At 61.3% G+C, this 16563-nt stretch carries 13 protein-coding genes; 8 read left to right on the forward strand and 5 right to left on the reverse strand.

Going from position 1 to position 16563, the window contains the following annotated elements:
• The first annotated feature begins 57 nt into the window (after positions 1–57).
• On the forward strand, positions 58–705 hold the full coding sequence (locus P0D68_RS02540) for a TetR/AcrR family transcriptional regulator (RefSeq protein WP_408300160.1): 648 nt from the start codon (positions 58–60) through the stop codon (positions 703–705).
• Between the two features lie 214 nt (positions 706–919).
• On the opposite strand, the gene ilvD is transcribed toward P0D68_RS02540, so the two are convergent.
• Positions 920–2782 (reverse strand): dihydroxy-acid dehydratase, encoded by a 1863-nt coding sequence (gene ilvD, locus P0D68_RS02545; protein ID WP_091806910.1) that lies wholly within the window; start codon positions 2780–2782, stop codon positions 920–922.
• 345 nt (positions 2783–3127) lie between these two features.
• A complete protein-coding gene (locus tag P0D68_RS02550) occupies positions 3128–3835 on the reverse strand; it encodes an NADPH-dependent F420 reductase (RefSeq protein ID WP_408300162.1) in 708 nt (235 codons plus the stop codon).
• 80 nt (positions 3836–3915) lie between these two features.
• On the opposite strand from P0D68_RS02550, the gene P0D68_RS02555 reads away from it, so the two are divergent.
• Complete coding sequence (locus P0D68_RS02555; protein WP_408300164.1) at positions 3916–4803, forward strand: LysR family transcriptional regulator; 888 nt, start codon at positions 3916–3918, stop codon at positions 4801–4803.
• 117 nt (positions 4804–4920) lie between these two features.
• Here P0D68_RS02555 and P0D68_RS02560 read toward each other — a convergent pair whose 3' ends face one another.
• Complete coding sequence (locus P0D68_RS02560; protein WP_408300166.1) at positions 4921–5805, reverse strand: LysR family transcriptional regulator; 885 nt, start codon at positions 5803–5805, stop codon at positions 4921–4923.
• Between the two features lie 76 nt (positions 5806–5881).
• Between P0D68_RS02560 and P0D68_RS02565 the strand changes: the two genes are divergently transcribed.
• The 4 genes from P0D68_RS02565 (at position 5882) to P0D68_RS02580 (ending at position 11623) form a co-directional block, all read left to right on the forward strand.
• Positions 5882–7183: an aspartate aminotransferase family protein gene (locus P0D68_RS02565; RefSeq protein ID WP_091806899.1), complete on the forward strand. Its 1302-nt coding sequence runs from the start codon at positions 5882–5884 to the stop codon at positions 7181–7183.
• 240 nt (positions 7184–7423) lie between these two features.
• The gene (locus P0D68_RS02570) at positions 7424–8242 is read left to right on the forward strand and encodes a class I SAM-dependent methyltransferase (protein WP_408300168.1); all 819 of its coding nucleotides are present in this window, start codon (positions 7424–7426) and stop codon (positions 8240–8242) included.
• A gap of 230 nt (positions 8243–8472) precedes the next feature.
• Positions 8473–9801 carry an NAD(P)/FAD-dependent oxidoreductase gene (locus P0D68_RS02575; protein WP_408300170.1) on the forward strand — a complete coding sequence of 443 codons (1329 nt, stop codon included), beginning with the start codon at positions 8473–8475 and terminating at the stop codon, positions 9799–9801.
• A gap of 367 nt (positions 9802–10168) precedes the next feature.
• Complete coding sequence (locus P0D68_RS02580; RefSeq protein ID WP_408300218.1) at positions 10169–11623, forward strand: DEAD/DEAH box helicase; 1455 nt, start codon at positions 10169–10171, stop codon at positions 11621–11623.
• 238 nt (positions 11624–11861) lie between these two features.
• Here P0D68_RS02580 and P0D68_RS02585 read toward each other — a convergent pair whose 3' ends face one another.
• Entirely contained in the window at positions 11862–12923 is a 1062-nt protein-coding gene (locus P0D68_RS02585) for a zinc-dependent alcohol dehydrogenase family protein (RefSeq protein WP_408467984.1), read from the reverse strand.
• Between the two features lie 85 nt (positions 12924–13008).
• On the opposite strand from P0D68_RS02585, the gene P0D68_RS02590 reads away from it, so the two are divergent.
• The gene (locus P0D68_RS02590) at positions 13009–13926 is read left to right on the forward strand and encodes a LysR family transcriptional regulator (protein WP_408300174.1); all 918 of its coding nucleotides are present in this window, start codon (positions 13009–13011) and stop codon (positions 13924–13926) included.
• Between the two features lie 365 nt (positions 13927–14291).
• Here the strand turns inward: P0D68_RS02590 and P0D68_RS02595 are convergent, their stop codons facing one another.
• Complete coding sequence (locus tag P0D68_RS02595) at positions 14292–15023, reverse strand: GntR family transcriptional regulator (RefSeq protein WP_091806895.1); 732 nt, start codon at positions 15021–15023, stop codon at positions 14292–14294.
• A gap of 164 nt (positions 15024–15187) precedes the next feature.
• On the opposite strand from P0D68_RS02595, the gene pcaB reads away from it, so the two are divergent.
• Entirely contained in the window at positions 15188–16558 is a 1371-nt protein-coding gene (gene pcaB / locus P0D68_RS02600) for a 3-carboxy-cis,cis-muconate cycloisomerase (protein WP_408300176.1), read from the forward strand.
• Positions 16559–16563: the final 5 nt, after the last annotated feature.

Genomic DNA, 16563 nt, shown 5'->3' on the forward strand with positions numbered 1-16563 from the left:
GTAGCTGCAACGCGTTCGAATAGAATACGAATAATCATTCAGATTGTGAATTCGCATATGCGCACGGATAACGGACAGGGGCTGAACGCCCGCAAGCAGCCACAGCAGGCGCGTTCCCAGGCGACCGTGGACGCGATTTTCGACGCGACTATTCAGGTTTTGCTGGCCGAGGGGTTGCAGCGGCTCACCACGATCCGGGTGGCGGAGAGAGCCGGCGTTTCGGTCGGCACGCTTTACCAGTACTTCCCGCAAAAGCAGGCGCTTCTCTTCGCCGTGCTGCAACGGCATCTGGAAAAGGTGGTGAGCGCAATGGAGGCCGCCGCCTTGTCAGCGCACAGCGCCTCTTTGTCGACGATGGTGAAGGCTGTCGTTGCGGCATTCGTGAAGGCAAAAACGGAGAATCTGGACGAATCGCGTGCTCTATACGCGGTGGCGCTCGAACTCGACTCGCGCGACTACGTTCGCGAAGTGCAGTCGCGTCACCGCGTGGCGCTAGAGGCTATGCTAAAGACGGCGTCCGACGCGCATTTTGACGACATTCCCACGACCACTTTCATGTTCATGGGCGCATTGGCCGGCCCCGTACGTTCGCTGCTTGAAGGGAAGCCGCCGCAATCGATGATCCGCAAGCTTCGCGGCCAACTCGAGTCGCTCTGTCTGGGGTATCTGGAACGCGAAGCGCGTCCGAAGTATTCGGCTGCGTAGCCTCATACGCGGCAGGTGCTGATCTGCCGACGCCACGCGCAGTGAACTCTGTGCGCGGAAAGTCCACGCGGCCTGCCCTCGTTGCAAGGGCGCGGCCGTCAGGGACAGTCGCTGCCCGACGCTTTTCAGCTCGAGCAGCAACGCGACCGCCGGGCATTACCCGGCGTGTCGACTCCTGGTCCTGATCGCCTGACCGCGACAGGACCTTGGCACTTCACTTGCGCTTCAGTTGCGAGATATCGCGCACCGCGCCGCGGTCGGCGGAGGTGGCCAGCGCCGCATAGGCCTGCAACGCCTGCGACACTACGCGCTCGCGAGCAACCGGCATCCACGCCTTGTCGCCGCGGGCTTCCATGGCTGCACGGCGGCTCGCCAGTTCCTCGTCCGACACCACCAGGTGCATCTTGCGCTTGGGAATGTCGATCTCGATCACATCGCCGTCTTCCACCAGGCCGATCGTGCCGCCTTCGGCCGCTTCCGGCGACGCGTGCCCGATCACCAGCCCGGACGAACCGCCGGAGAAACGGCCGTCGGTGAAGAGCGCGCAGGTCTTGCCCAAGCCCTTCGATTTCAGATACGACGTCGGGTAAAGCATTTCCTGCATGCCGGGACCGCCCTTGGGGCCTTCGTAGCGGATCACGACCACATCGCCGGCCACGACCTTGTCGCCCAGAATGGCTTCGACAGCATCGTCCTGGCTCTCGAAAACGCGCGCACGCCCCGAGAAAATCCACTGCGATTCGTCGACACCCGCGGTCTTGACGATACAACCCTTGTCCGCGAGGTTGCCGTAAAGCACCGCGAGACCGCCGTCTTTCGAATACGCACTCTCCTTGCTGCGGATACAGCCGGTCTTGCGATCGGTATCCAGCGAGGTGAACGTGGCTTCCTGGCTGAACGCGACGGTGGTCGGAATCCCGCCCGGAGCCGCGCGGAAGAACTTCTGCGCTTCTTCGCCCGCACCGCCCGCGATGTCCCATTTGGCGATCGCATCGCCCAGCGTGCCGCTATGCACGTTGCCGCACGACAGGTCGAGCAGGTCCGCGCGCGCCAGTTCGCCGAGAATGCCGAGGATGCCGCCGGCACGGTGCACGTCTTCGATATGGTATTTGTCGGTAGCGGGCGCGGCTTTGCACAGGCACGGCACTTTGCGCGAGATGCGATCGATGTCGGACATGGTGAAATCGACACCGGCTTCCTGCGCCGCCGCCAACAGGTGAAGCACGGTATTGGTCGAACCGCCCATGGCCACGTCGAGCGCCATGGCGTTCTCGAATGCCTGCTTGGTGGCGATGCTGCGCGGCAGGACCGACGCGTCTTCTTCCTGGTAGTAGCGGCGGCACAAGTCCACCACCAGACGGCCCGCCTGCTCGAACAGCCCCTTGCGCCATGCGTGCGTGGCGACGATCGTGCCGTTGCCGGGCAGCGCCAGACCGATCGCTTCGGTCAGGCAATTCATCGAGTTCGCCGTGAACATGCCCGAGCAGGAACCGCACGTCGGGCAGGCATTGCGCTCGATTTCCGCGACTTCCGCGTCGCTGACGCTCGAGTCGGCCGCCTTGATCATCGCGTCGATCAGGTCGATCTTGGCGATCACCTGTCCGTCTTTCGGCGATTTGACCTTGCCGGCTTCCATCGGACCGCCGGAGACGAAGACCACCGGGATGTTCAGGCGCATAGCGGCCATCAGCATGCCCGGCGTGATCTTGTCGCAATTGGAGATGCAGACCATGGCGTCGGCGCAGTGCGCGTTGACCATGTATTCCACCGAGTCGGCGATCAGTTCGCGCGAGGGCAACGAGTACAGCATGCCGCCGTGGCCCATGGCGATGCCGTCGTCCACTGCGATGGTGTTGAATTCCTTGGCGACGCCGCCGGCCGCTTCGATCTGCTTCGCGACCAGCGCGCCGAGGTCGCGCAAATGCACATGGCCCGGCACGAACTGGGTGAACGAATTCACCACCGCAATAATGGGCTTGCCGAAATCACCGTCCTTCATGCCGGTAGCGCGCCACAAGGCGCGCGCGCCGGCCATGTTGCGACCATGAGTCGAAGTTCGTGAACGATATTCAGGCATCTGTATCCTCAGATATTGGGGTCGTTTAAATTTGACTTGCCTCGGCGCAGCCCGGCCAGTCGTGCCTTGACGGGCGATGATGGCTTACCACTGCCCCGTGAGCGGTGGCGTGCGATAGCGCGGACGGTGTGCGACGAGAATGGACGAATAATGCGAGAGAGCGAGTAAGACGTCCAATATATTTTTCTGGCTGGATTAGGTCGGAAAAGATATTAATGTGGTCTGGTCAGGGGCATGAAACTCCACCGCTCATTCTTCCCACGATGATCGCTTCCGTCGTCCCGATCGAAAGAAACGCTCCCAGATGCACATCCGCGCCGCCGCTTGCCCAAAGCAATGAGATGCCTAGTGCCGCCACGAACCATGCGGCAACTCCACATTTCGCTCGGCTTGCGCCAACTTCTCCAGAAGCCCGGCACGATCCAGCCGAACGCAATAGGCGGGCTTCGCCCGTTCAAAGCGCCAACTCGCGGACAGCGAGCCCGCATCGACCGCATCGAAGCCGAATTGATCGAGAATGCCGGCGACCGCCTGCTTTGCCGCAACGTCGTCCCCTGCGATTGGCAACGCGCGTCTATCGGGTCTTCCAGTCGGGACGCCGTCGGTTTCGAGATCCCTCGCGAGTATCGCGTTGAACGCCTTCACGAGCCTGGCTCTGTGCAAGTGGCGCGCCATCAGTTCGCTGGTGGTCAGGGTGTACTGGTCCAACGCATCGATATGGCCGTCGCGTTCGGGATAATAGTTGCAGGTGTCGATCACTATCTTCCCTTCCAGTTCCGCAACCGGCAGCGTGAGATAGCTGCGCAGCGGCACCGAGATCACGACAATGTCGCCGAATACCGCCGCCTCACGCGCGGTTCCGACGCGGCAACCTGTCGCCGCAGCCGTGCTCATCAGCGTTTCCGGGCCTCGCGAATTGCTGATCATCACCTCGTAGCCGTTCTGCTTTGCCAGCGTCGCGAGCGCCCTGCCAAGAAATCCCGCACCCAGAATACCCATCTTCATTTTCAATCTCCTGTTGGACCTGCGGGCGGCGCCATTCACCGCCCGCACCGTGCAATCACTATGATTGAAAACCTAACCGAGATAAACGATGATTCTGGTTCGCCTGTAGAAACTATGAGTGGGGAATCATGGACCGCCTGACCAGCATGGCTATCTTCGTGAAAGCCGCCGAAAGCGGCTCGTTTGCGGCGGCCGCTCTCGCCTTCGGTATCTCGTCGCAAATGGCTGGACGACATGTGATCGCACTCGAAGAGCGCGTCGGCGCGCCGCTCCTTGCCCGGACAACCCGGCGCCAGAGCCTCACTGAAATCGGCCAGATTTTCTATGAGCGCTGCAAGGCCCTCTTGGCGGACGCCGAGGCGGCGGAATCGGTAGCGATGGATTTCTCAGCCTCGCCGCGCGGACGCCTGCGTGTCACTGCTCCGGTCACATTTGGATCGTGTTGCCTCGCGCCGTTGATTACCCGTTATCTTCGCGAGCATCCCGAAGTCCAGGTCGATCTCACGTTGACCGATCGTTTTGTGGATCTCGTGGATGAAGGGTATGAGGTGGCGATCCGGCTCGGCGCGCTGTCGGATTCGTCGATGATCGCGAAACCACTCATGCCGTACCGACTGCTCGCCTGTGCGTCGCCGGCTTATCTGGAAGAGCGTGGTGAACCTAAAACGCCGGAAGCACTGGCCAGGCATGAATGCCTTGGATTTTCCTTCACGTCGCTACCTCCATACAACGAATGGGTCTTCAGCAGCGCGCGCGGCAAACATGCGGTAACGGTCAGCGGGCGCTTTCAGGCCAACGATACGAAGGCATTGATCGCCGCTGCGATTGACGGCTTTGGCATCGCGCTCGCGCCGGAGATCGCGGTCAGGGACGACATTGCCGCAGGCCGGCTCGTACGTCTTCTGCGCAAGTACGAGGCGCCGGAACGCCCAATGCACGCGCTCTTTACCGCGAGGCGCGCTACGCCGAAATTGCGCGCTTTCATTGATTTGATGGTCGAGGAATTCGGACCGTGAGGTCGCGCACTTACGGCCGATCACTGCTGCATCTCGCGCAAACCACCGGCACGCGACAGGCGACTGAACTGAGCGCCGCCCATCGCTGGACCACCGCCCTCTTCCGAGTCCGATCGATCACAGCAACGGCAGTGTCAGCCTGATGTGTTCCGCGAATACCGTGATCAGATGAGCGGGACGCTTCCGCTCGAACTTCAGGGAAATGCCGATAGTAGGCAATGGCGGAAGCGTCGGATCGCCATTGAGTACATGGAGATCGGCGGCGACGGCAGTCTGCGTGATGACGGCGAACGCCTGGCCCGAACGGACCAGCGCCGTGAGACCGGCGAGACTGCTGCTCGCATAGGCGATGCGGTAAGCCCTGCCCGCGCGTCGCAGCGCTTCGCACGCTGCCACATGGTCGAGCGTGTCGGGATCGGAGAGCGCCAGCGGCAACGGGTCGAAGTGCGCGGAATCCAGTCCCGGGCAGCCGACCCAGACTAACGGTTCGCGACGAATGATGTCGTCGTTGGCCGCGTCTTCCGGCAACGAGATCATCGCAAGATCCAGCGCATGCATTTCCAGTTGTTCGAGCAAGCGCGGCGTTGGCGCGCAGACGACTTCCACCAGCGCATGAGGATGCAGGCTCGAAAACTGACGCAGTAATTGCGGCAGGAAAACAGCGGCGTAATCGTCCGGGCAGCCGAAGCGGATCGTGCCCGACAGCCCCTTGCCCGACAGATCGGCGATCGCTTCGTCGTGCAGTCGCAGAATGCGTTGCGCGTGGATCAACAGGCGTTCGCCGGGATTCGTCAGCACCACGCCGCGCCCCGTGCGCTGGAACAGCGGCTGGTCGATGATTTCTTCGAGGCGCTTCATCTGCTGACTCAGCGCGGACTGGGTCCGGCCGATCCGGTTCGCCGCACGGCTGAGCGACCGGACTTCGGCCACGACGATGAACGAACGCAGCAGATCGATTTCGAGTGAAAGACTCAAGATATTAGGCCCACTTCTATCTTCCATAAGAACTATTAGGTTCTATGAAACCAGAGAGCCATTTAGACTGCAAGCATTCCCGCCCAAGCCAAGGAGAAGCAAAGTGTCCCGGAACAACGATGCAACTTTCTGGCGCAACGCCAGGCAGCACCTGATTCGCTACGGCGGCACCTTCGAGCCGATGATCATCGAGCGCGCGCAGGGCAGTTTCGTCTATGACGCGGACGGCCGCGCGATTCTTGATTTCACCTCGGGGCAAATGAGCGCGGTGCTTGGGCACAGCCATCCGGACATCGTGGCGGTCATCAATGAATACGCCGGCAAGCTCGATCACCTTTTTAGCGGGATGCTTTCGCGTCCGGTTGTCGACCTGGCGACCCGGTTGGCCGAGATCACCCCTGACGGACTCGACCGGGCTCTGCTGCTCAGTACAGGCGCGGAGTCGAATGAGGCCGCCATTCGCATGGCAAAGCTGGTCACCGGCAAATATGAAATCGTCGGCTTCGCGCAGTCGTGGCACGGCATGACGGGCGGTGCGGCATCCGCGACCTACAGCGCCGGTCGCAAAGGCGTCGGCCCCGCCGCCGTCGGCTCGTTTGCAATCCCTGCTCCATTCCCGTACCGGCCGCGTTTCGAGCGCCATGGTGAATACGATTATCTGGCGGAGCTGGACTACGCGTTCGATCTCATCGATCGTCAGTCGAGTGGCAATCTCGCCGCCTTTATTGCCGAGCCGATTCTCAGTTCCGGCGGCATCATCGAACTGCCGGAAGGCTACATGGCCGCACTGAAGCGCAAATGTGAAGAGCGCGGCATGCTGCTGATTCTCGATGAAGCGCAAACCGGCATCGGGCGTACGGGCACGATGTTCGCCTGCCAGCGCGACGGCGTCACGCCCGATATTCTTACCCTGTCGAAGACGCTGGGCGCCGGTCTGCCGCTCGCGGCCGTCGTGACCTCGGCCGAGATCGAAGAGCGCGCCCATGAACTGGGTTATCTGTTCTATACGACCCATGTGTCCGACCCGCTTCCTGCGGCCGTTGGTCTGCGGGTGCTGGATGTGGTCGAGCGTGAAGGGCTTGTTGCGCGTGCGAACGTGATGGGCGCGCGACTCAAACGCGGGCTGCTGGATCTGATGGAACGCTTCGAGTGCATCGGCGACATTCGCGGACGAGGGCTGCTCCTCGGCATGGAGATCGTCAAAGACCGCCGCACCAAGGAGCCGGCGGATGGACTAGGCGCCAAAATCACCCGCGAGTGCATGAACCTGGGGCTCAGCATGAATATCGTGCAATTGCCCGGTATGGGTGGGGTCTTCCGGATCGCGCCGCCGTTGACCGTGCACGAGGATGAGATCGACCTGGGGCTGGCGCTGCTCGGGCAGGCAATCGAGCGTTCGCTTTGATGAACTAACCGGTTGGATTCGACTGCTTCGAACTTGGTCTCGGGTGAGGGTGACTACGGCGATGAAGTTCGATGCATGTTCGAGCATGTGCGTCGATCCCGGTAGAAAGCGCCTCTCCCGAATCTAGACGCAACGGTTGGACCACATCACTGCTTCAAGGGCAACGCCACGCGTTCGTGGGGAAGGCCGTCAAACGTCTTACTGCGCCTATAATTTCCGCAAGAGCATGAAGGAGGCGCTATGGGTAGCATCGGTACCGACAGCCGCTTCGCTGGCTCAATCCCCGAGCTCTACGAAAGCCACCTTGTTCCGCTGATCTTCGAACCCTACGCGGTGGATCTCGCGCAGCGGGTAGCTACGCACCATCCGTCCCACGTGCTTGAGACCGCCGCCGGCACTGGCGTAGTGACCCGCGCGATGGCGTATGCATTGCCCGCGCATGTCGACCTCGTTGCAACCGACCTGAATCAGCCGATGCTCGATCGCGCCGCGGCAATCGGCACTCCAACGTCAGTAATATGGCAACAGGCAGACGCGACCCGGCTACCGTTCGCCGACGCGAGTTTCGATGTTGTCGTCTGCCAGTTCGGGGCCATGTTCTTTCCGGATAAAGCGCGCGCGTTTTCCGAAGCTCGGCGCGTACTTCGGCCCGGCGGCGTGTTTCTGTTCAACGTCTGGGATCGTATCGAGGAAAACGAGTTAGCCGATACCGTCACGGCGGCGCTCGCCAGCCTCTTCCCCCTGGACCCGCCGCTCTTCATGGTGCGCACACCGCACGGCTATTTCGACACGCAAGTCATTTCGCGCGACCTCGCGGATGCGGGCTTCAGTGCGGCGCCGCAGTTCGAGACGATTGCGGCGCGCAGCCGCGCGGCATCGGCTCGCGTGGCGGCCGTCGCCTATTGCCAGGGGACGCCGTTGCGCAACGAGATCGAGGCCCGTCATGGTGCGGGTATTGACGAGGCTACGACAGCGTGTGAGACCGCGATCGCTGAGCGATTCGGCACGGGACCGGTCGACGCAAAGACCCAGGCGCACGTGGTCCTCGTCCAGCGCTGACGGAGCGAACCGCTGCCTTCTTCGGTAGACGATTGACGATTTGCCTCAATGCCTGGTGGCCTATTGTTGTATGGCTTTGGGATACAACAGGATCGTCCTATCGGCGAAGCCGTCGAAGACACCAAAATCTTGGCCATGACCTTCGGAAGATGAAATCGTCCTTCATTTGCGCATCTCCGACGGTCTCGACAGCCGTAACCTACCGGTAAGCGGCAACCAACGGCGGTGAAATGCTAAGGATCGACGAAGTCACGGACAGCGAAGGTTTCCCCGAGCGATGTGATGTCGCGGTAATAGGCGGCGGCATTATTGGCGTCAGCACTGCGTATGAACTGGCACGTCGCGGCGTCCAGGTGGCACTGCTCGAAAAGGGCGTCATCGGCTGCGAGCAGTCGGGGCGCAATTGGGGCTGGGTGCGTCAGCAGAATCGCGACCTCCATGAGTTGCCCCTCGCGATGCAGAGCCTCAAGCGCTGGAGCGAACTGAGCGAGGAACTGGGCGAGGACATTGGGTTTCGTCAGGCGGGCATCCTGTACGGCACGGAGCATCAGTCTGACATCGCGCAATGGGAATTATGGCTGGCCCGCGCCCGGGAAGTCGGCTTTGACAGCGAAATCCTCAGTGCGCGCGAGTTGGCCGCGCGCATTCCGTCCGGACGCGCGAAATGGGCTGGCGGGCTGTGGTCGGTCACGGACGGCCGCGCCGAGCCGTCGAAAGCCGCGCCTGCGATTGCTCGCGGCGCGCAAGGTCTCGGCGCGAAGGTATTTCAGAACTGCGCGGTACGAAGTCTCGACACGAGTGCGGGGCGTGTTTCCGGCATCTGGACAGAACGCGGCCGGCTCGCAGCCGATACCGTCGTTCTCGCGGGAGGCGCCTGGAGCGCGTTGTTCTGCCAGCATCACGGCATCGATCTACCCTCCATCAACGTGATGGGAACGGCGTTGCGAACTGCTGAGGCGCCGGGGGTCATCGAAGGCTGTTTCTCGGGGCCTAACTTCGCGCTGAGGAGACGGTTGGACGGCGGCTACACGATCGCTGTTCCTGGCTACGGACGCGTGGAACTCGCACCGCAAAACCTGCGACATTCGGTGAAGTTTCGCACCATGTTCCGCAGCAAGCTGAAGAAAAAACTGAAAGTTCGCGTCGGTGCCAGCTTCTTCCACGGACCGGAGGCAAGCGCGAACTGGCGCGACGATGACGTCTCGCCGTTCGAAGCAACGCGGGTGCTGGATCCCCGGCCCGATACCGAATGGCTCGGACGTGCCCTGCAAAACGTGGCCAGCGTGTTTCCCGAGCTCGCAGGCTTGCGGATCGCTCACGCATGGGCGGGCGCGATCGACACGACGCCGGACCTCGTTCCCGTCATCTCGAAGGTTAATGCGAAACCCGGTCTCGTGATCGCGTCCGGGTTCAGTGGACACGGCTTTGGACTTGGGCCAGGCGCAGGGGTGCTCGTGAGCCGGCTGGTAATGGACGAGGCGCTGCAGTTCGACATTAACCCCTACCAACTTGCCCGCTTTTCCGACGGAACGAAACTGAGCCGCCCCGAGATGATGTGAGTCGAGGCGGCGAACGAGCTATCGCGGCAGCCCGCTTCGGAGATTGAAGCGCCAGTACGATTCACCATACTGGCGAGCGCATAACCAATTTGGATTGCCGCGGTATTTCATCCAGCACATTACGGCGGGGTATTGCGGCTATCAGGCAGGCGAGTTCGCTGGCACTAAAGATCTGGTCGAGCAGATAACGGGCCAAACGCCGATTTCGGTGCACGATTACGTCATTGCTAACCGAGTACAGCGTGCGGACGCGGTGCCCGGCAAGCTACGTTTTTCAGTGGCGATCAACGTCGATGTGCTTGACCATGATCTGCGCCGAAATCAGGCGGCAACAGCTAAAATCGCGGCTTTAGCCCGGAATACGCCAATGTCTTTTGCCTCGCTTGGCCTGATCGATCCCTTGCTGCGTAATCTGCAGGATCTCAATTATCAGACGCCTACGCCAATTCAGGCCAAGGCGATTCCTGCTGTGCTCAGTGGCAAGGACGTCATGGCAGCGGCACAAACCGGCACGGGCAAAACGGCGGGTTTTGCGCTGCCGCTGCTGCAACGGCTAGTGCAACACGGCCCGGCGGTGTCCAGCAACCGCGCGCGTGTTCTTGTGCTGGTGCCCACGCGTGAACTGGCCGAACAGGTGCTGCAAAGCTTTCTCGATTACGGCAAGGGCCTCGACTTACGATTTCTGGCCGCCTACGGCGGTGTGAGTATCAACCCGCAGATGATGAAGTTGCGCAAAGGCGTGGATGTGCTCGTTGCCACGCCGGGCCGTTTGCTGGATCTCAATCGCCAAAATGCGGTGCAGTTTGATCAAGTACAAACGCTGGTGCTGGATGAAGCAGACCGCATGCTGGATCTGGGCTTTGCGCGCGAACTCAACGCCGTCTTTGCTGCGTTGCCCGCTCAGCGCCAGACCCTGCTGTTCTCCGCCACGTTTACCGATGATATCCGCGCCATGGCGGCGGGCATTCTGCGCGGCCCGGTCAATATCAGCGTCAGCCCGCCCAATGCGACGGCCAGCAAGATCAAGCAATGGGTAGTGCCGGTGGATAAGAGGAACAAGCCAGACCTCTTCATGCATCTCGTGGCCGAGAACAACTGGCAACACGCGCTGGTGTTCGTCAAAACCCGCAATGGCGTGGATTACCTGGCGGCCAAGCTGGATGAAGCGGGCTATGCGGTCGACACCATCCACGGCGACAAACCGCAACCCGCGCGTCTGCGTGCGCTGGAGCGCTTCAAGACGCGCGAAGTACATATGCTGGTAGCCACCGATGTGGCTGCGCGCGGGCTGGATATCGACGACCTGCCGCTGGTGATCAACGTTGACCTGCCGATCGTGGCGCAAGACTACGTACACCGTATTGGCCGTACCGGACGCGCCGGCGCCAGCGGCGTGGCGGTGTCGCTCGTGTGTGCCGATGAAGCGCCGCAACTGGCCGCGATTGAAGCACTGATCCGGCAAACACTGCCCCGTGAAGAAGAGCCGGGTTTTGAAGCCGAACACCGCGTGCCGGAAACCAGCGCGACGGGCCAGATCATCAAGAAACCCAAGAAGCCTAAGAAGCCCAAAGTCCCGCATGCCGCGGCAGGCGCCATACAGATGCTCAGCAAGAAACCGCGCCCGCAAGGTGGCGAAAACAAACGCAAGCCCGCGGCGCAACGCGCTGCGGCCGCGGGAAAAGGCACGAGCGGCACAAGCGGCACAAGCTTGTCCGGCAGCAGCCCATTCAGCGTGCAAAAGCCACGCAGCAAACCCGTCGGCAAGCCAGCCGCGGGTTCACGCAAGCCGGCTGGCAAACCCGCGGGTGGCCGCGGTCATTGACCTGGTTCGACCGGAAAGGACGCTCGACGCGTCGCTGGGCGACGGCAGCTTTGAGTTCACAAACAGACTTTGGTAAAGCGCCAGCGCCGCGCGCTGGCGGCAGCGCGATCTTAGGCAGCAATGGTCGCTAAGTCCGGAGGTGATCCTTCCGTGGACTCAGCGACCACGGCGCGCTGAATCCGAGGGGCTCGAACCTGGAGGAGTCGTTGACAGCTCAGCCGCCCGGACCCTGCGCTTATCAGTCGTCGCCGATGCTGATCACGACTTTGCCGAAGGGGCCGCGAGCAAGATGTTCAAATGCCTGCACGGTCTCGTCGAAGCGATAAACGCGATCGATGACGGGCTTGATCTTGTGTGCATTGAGGAACACGTTCATGCGCTCAAAGGACGTGCGCGGCGCGACCGCGATCCCGCGAATCGTCGTTTGCCGGAAGATCAGCGGCATCAGATCGAGAGCGCTCGTCTGTCCCGTCAGGAAACCAACCTGCGCTATCACGCCTTGCACCTTGGTGGCCACAACAGACTGGTTGATCCCGTTCCCACCCGCGACGTCGATCGTCACGTCCGCCCCCAAACCGCCGGTTAGTTCGAGCACCTTCGCCGACCAGTTCGGATGCGTCCTGTAGTTGATCCCTTCAACCTTGTCGCTATTGAGCAGCGCCTTCACTTTCGCCAGGTTCTCGTCCTTGCTCGACGTGACGATCACACGTGCGCCATGGGCAATGGCGATCTGCGCCGCGAAGATCGAAACACCTCCCGTTCCTTGCACGAGTACCGTTTGCCCTGATTCCAGGTGGCCGACGTCGGTCAGCGCGTACCAGGCGGTCAACGCAGCGATCGGCAGGGTCGATGCTTCCTCGTCGCTCATCGACGCGGGCGCTGGCACCGCGCTGTCTTCGTGGATGATCATGAATTCGGCGAGTCCTCCCGGCAACGGCATCCCAAGGCAATATGCCGGTTCGTCGGGACCGGGCGCACCGTCGATCCAGCGCGAGTACAGCGTCGAGTTCACGCGGTCACCGACTTTGAAGCGGGTTACACCGTCACCGATGGCGACCACCGTGCCGGCTGCGTCCGACACGGGAATTAGCGGTTTGGGTACGCTCGCGGGCTCGTAAATACCATCAACGATAGCCTTGTCACGGAAGTTCAGCGATACCGCGCCGACCTTCACCAGAAGCTCGCCCGGCTGTGGCGTGGGCGTCTCCACCTCACCAGCGCGTAGGTTAGGGAGACCAAAATCGTGGAGAAGCCATGCTTTCATTTCACACCTCATGTTCGCTGCAACGGCGGATGCCATCGTGCTAAACAGTGTAATTTCGGCGATCCGGTTGAGTTAGAGGGTAAAATTCCATACATTCCATCCAGTGATTCCAGAATTAAGTATGGACGATCGTTTTGCTGGCATTCGCGAGTTTGTTGCCGCCGTCGATCACGGCAGCTTTACCGCCGCCGGTGAGTTGCTGGGCCTTACCGGTTCCGCGGTCGGCAAGAACATCTCGCGGCTGGAGGTGCGGCTCGGTGTGCAACTGCTGCACCGGACGACGCGCCGCATTGACCTGACGACCGCGGGCGAGACTTTCCTGCTCACGTGCCGACGCATCCTTGAAGATCTGGACCAAACAGAAGCCTTTCTGTCGACGGGCCACGAACAACCTATTGGCCGCCTGCGCGTCGATCTTCCGACGACTTTTGGCCGCCGGCACATCGTGCCTGCACTGTTGAATCTGACCCGGCGATTTCCGCGGCTGGATCTCGCCGTCACGTTGCAGGATCGGGCGGTGGATCTCGTCAGCGAGGGAGTCGATCTGGCGGTGCGCATCGGCACACTCGATGCATTTCCGGATCTCGTCGCGCGTAAGCTGGGCGAGCAGAGGCTCGTTATTTGCGGCGCGCCCGATTACCTGGCACGAACCGGCGAACCGGTGCAGCGCGACGATCTGCTCACACACGATTGCTTGATCGGATGGCGTAGCAACGTACGGTCCGGCTGGCTATTGGCAGATGCGGCGAACGACAGCGGAGCCGCTTACTTTGATGTGCGAGCGCGTCACGAGTTGACGGACGGTGACACCTTGCTGAACGCGTGCGTGACGGGCTGCGGCCTTGCCCAGCTTCCCGGATGGCTGGCGCGAGATGCTTTGCGCACGGGCGCGCTGCGAGAAGTGCTGCCGAGCCTGTCGACGACAACACCGATTCATGCGATCTGGCAGAAGACACGACACCTTCAGCCGAAAGTCAAAGTCGCGGTTGATGAATTGGTGCAACTCGCTGAGTTTGAAACGTCGGTGTTCCAACCTTGATAGTCGGGGCACTCTCGCTTGCGAGCATCGGCGAGCGAGGCGGACGTGCCGGAGGCGAATCTCCGTTCGCGGGCTCAAGCTGCCGTCCGGATGTCTGGCGCAAGCGCACCACCCATGTCGCTTGTTGGCCGACCTCTGCCTCATGCAAACGGCATGAACTTCGGAATCCAGAACGGTCGCGATCGACAGCACGCGACCCTGAACTGCCCTCCATGAAGATGCCTCCACGGTCGGCAATGGCATTCAAAGCGATCACGGGGTGGAGCGGCAATTGCCTTAAGCATTGCGGTCCATCGGGGTTGAAACGGAACAGCCAATTGCCCGCAAACTGCGGTCGATTGGTCCGCTTGCACCCCCTGCAACGGCTAAGCGTCGGAGCGCTTCAGTCGCATCGAAACCGAGAAGCGTTCAGCCGGATGGACGCTTATCGACACTTCAAAGGTTTCCCCCGCGGAGTCGAGGTAGCGCCGCACAATCTCAAGCGCCGCAGTGCCCTTATCGACTTTCAGCCTTTCCGCCATCTCCTGCGAAATCAACGCGGCGTGCACGTCCTGCTGGATCTCCGCGATGCAGCGACCATAACGCGCTTCGATTAACGAGCTGATAAGCGCATCCGGTTGAGATCGCGCAGCATCTGCGACTTCCGTGTAAGCCGGATCGATATATACGTCGGTCCAACCGACCGGCGCACTCTCCCTGTCGCCGTCGATGCGCAGGCTCGAAACGCGCAGCCATCGCGCACCGTCAGCACACTTCAGCGTTTTGGCGAGCTTACCGCTAGCGAAGATCTCCTCCGTCGATTGCACCAGACGCAAGTGCTCGGAGCCGAACTGAACGAGATCGTCCACCGATGCGAGCGAAGGCCGAAACTCGTTCTTCGGCTGCGTCGATTCAACGCGCGTTCCCGCGTTCTTGCGTCGCGACACGAGCCCCAACTGCTGCAATTCATGCAGCGCTGCGCGAACCGTATGCCGGCTCGTCTGATAGTGGTCGCGCAGTTCAAGTTCGGTGGGCAGATACGAGCCGACCGGATAGCGGCCGGACGCAATGCTCTCAGTCAAGTCGCGAGCGATGTCGGCGAAGTGCGGTCGATTCATTTTTGGGTGGCGATGGAACCAATTTATCAGGGGCTAGGGTAAATCATAGCTTGTTCAACATGTCCGAACATATTAATTTATTTATGTCCGGACATATCGATGGTTTTCCGCGAATCGTCCCGGCCCTTTTTAAAACCGGTTTCCTGCACTTCCAAGAGGTCTTCATGACGAGTCGCACTGTCCCTATGGCCAGCACCGTGGTCGATTCAATCCTGTTTCGCGACGCCTTCGGCACACCGAAGATGCGTGCGCTGTTCTCCGATTACGCGCTCGTGCAGCGCTATATCGACGTGGAAGTGGCGCTGGCCAGGGCTGAAGCGCGCGTTGGCGTGATTCCGGCCGATGCGGCTGAAGTGATCGCCCGTGAATCGACGATCGAGCGGATCGATTTCGATCACATGCGCGAGGAGACAGACATTGTGGGTTATCCGATTCTGCCGCTCGTTCACCAACTCGTCGGCATGTGCGGCGAAGCGGGCCGCTACGTCCATTGGGGCGCGACGACACAAGACATCATGGATACGGCGGTCTCGCTGCAGGTGCGCGATGCGCTCGATCTAATCGACAGCGACATACGCGATCTGCGCACGATTCTGGTCGGTCTTGCAAAGAAACACCGCGATACGCCGATGGCGGGCCGCACACACTTGCAGCAGGCGCTGCCCATTACGTTTGGCTACAAGGTCGCCATCTGGCTCGCGATGTTCGACCGGCATCAACAACGCCTCGCAGAGTTGCGGCCGAGGGTGGCCGTCGTCGGATTCGCAGGGGCTGCGGGAACGCTGGCCTCGCTCGGCGACAAGGGTTTCGAGGTTCAGAAGGCGCTCGCCGATGAACTGAAGCTCGGCGTACCCGCAACCACGTGGCACGTAGCACGCGACGGTCTCGCCGAAGCCGTCAACCTGCTGACGCTCGTGACGGGTTCGCTCGGCAAAATCGCGCTCGACATCATGATCATGGCGTCGACGGAGTTCGCCGAAGTGTACGAGCCTTTCGTCAAGGGGCGCGGTGCAAGCAGCACCATGCCGCAAAAACGCAATCCGATTTCCAGCGAACTGATGCTTGCCGCAGCGAAAGCAGTGCGGCAGCAAGCGGGTCTAATGGTCGACGCGATGATCCAGGACTTCGAGCGCGCCACGGGCCCATGGCACGCGGAATGGATCGCCATTCCCGAAAGCTTCATCCTCTCGGCTGGCGCGCTGCATCAGGCCAAGTTTGCGCTAGGGGGATTGATCGTCGACACCGAACGCATGAAGCACAACCTCAGTATCACCCGGGGGTTGATCGTCGCGGAGGCAGTCATGATGGGAATGGCGCCGTTCACCGGCCGCCAGCAGGCTCACGATATCGTCTACGACGCGTGCCGTACCGTGAACGAGAAAGGCGGCACGCTCGCCGAAGCGCTCGCGGCGCTGCCTGAAGTTACCAGGCACTTCGACCGCGCGGCTATCGATCGAATGACCGATCCAGCCAACTATCTCGGCCTCGCGCCACAAATGGTCGATCGCGCCGTCGAATTGTCCAGCGGCATTTGATTGAA

Source organism: Paraburkholderia sp. RL17-380-BIE-A (assembly GCF_046028085.1).
Taxonomy (GTDB): domain Bacteria; phylum Pseudomonadota; class Gammaproteobacteria; order Burkholderiales; family Burkholderiaceae; genus Paraburkholderia.

Coding starts and splice junctions, on each gene's coding strand:
- P0D68_RS02540 (WP_408300160.1), top strand. CDS start 58: ATGCGCACGGATAACGGACAGGGGCTGAACGCCCGCAAGCAGCCACAG.
- ilvD (WP_091806910.1), bottom strand. CDS start 2,782: ATGCCTGAATATCGTTCACGAACTTCGACTCATGGTCGCAACATGGCC.
- P0D68_RS02555 (WP_408300164.1), top strand. CDS start 3,916: ATGGACCGCCTGACCAGCATGGCTATCTTCGTGAAAGCCGCCGAAAGC.
- P0D68_RS02560 (WP_408300166.1), bottom strand. CDS start 5,805: ATGGAAGATAGAAGTGGGCCTAATATCTTGAGTCTTTCACTCGAAATC.
- P0D68_RS02570 (WP_408300168.1), top strand. CDS start 7,424: ATGGGTAGCATCGGTACCGACAGCCGCTTCGCTGGCTCAATCCCCGAG.
- P0D68_RS02575 (WP_408300170.1), top strand. CDS start 8,473: ATGCTAAGGATCGACGAAGTCACGGACAGCGAAGGTTTCCCCGAGCGA.
- P0D68_RS02580 (WP_408300218.1), top strand. CDS start 10,169: ATGTCTTTTGCCTCGCTTGGCCTGATCGATCCCTTGCTGCGTAATCTG.
- P0D68_RS02585 (WP_408467984.1), bottom strand. CDS start 12,923: ATGGCATCCGCCGTTGCAGCGAACATGAGGTGTGAAATGAAAGCATGG.
- P0D68_RS02590 (WP_408300174.1), top strand. CDS start 13,009: ATGGACGATCGTTTTGCTGGCATTCGCGAGTTTGTTGCCGCCGTCGAT.
- P0D68_RS02595 (WP_091806895.1), bottom strand. CDS start 15,023: ATGAATCGACCGCACTTCGCCGACATCGCTCGCGACTTGACTGAGAGC.
- pcaB (WP_408300176.1), top strand. CDS start 15,188: ATGACGAGTCGCACTGTCCCTATGGCCAGCACCGTGGTCGATTCAATC.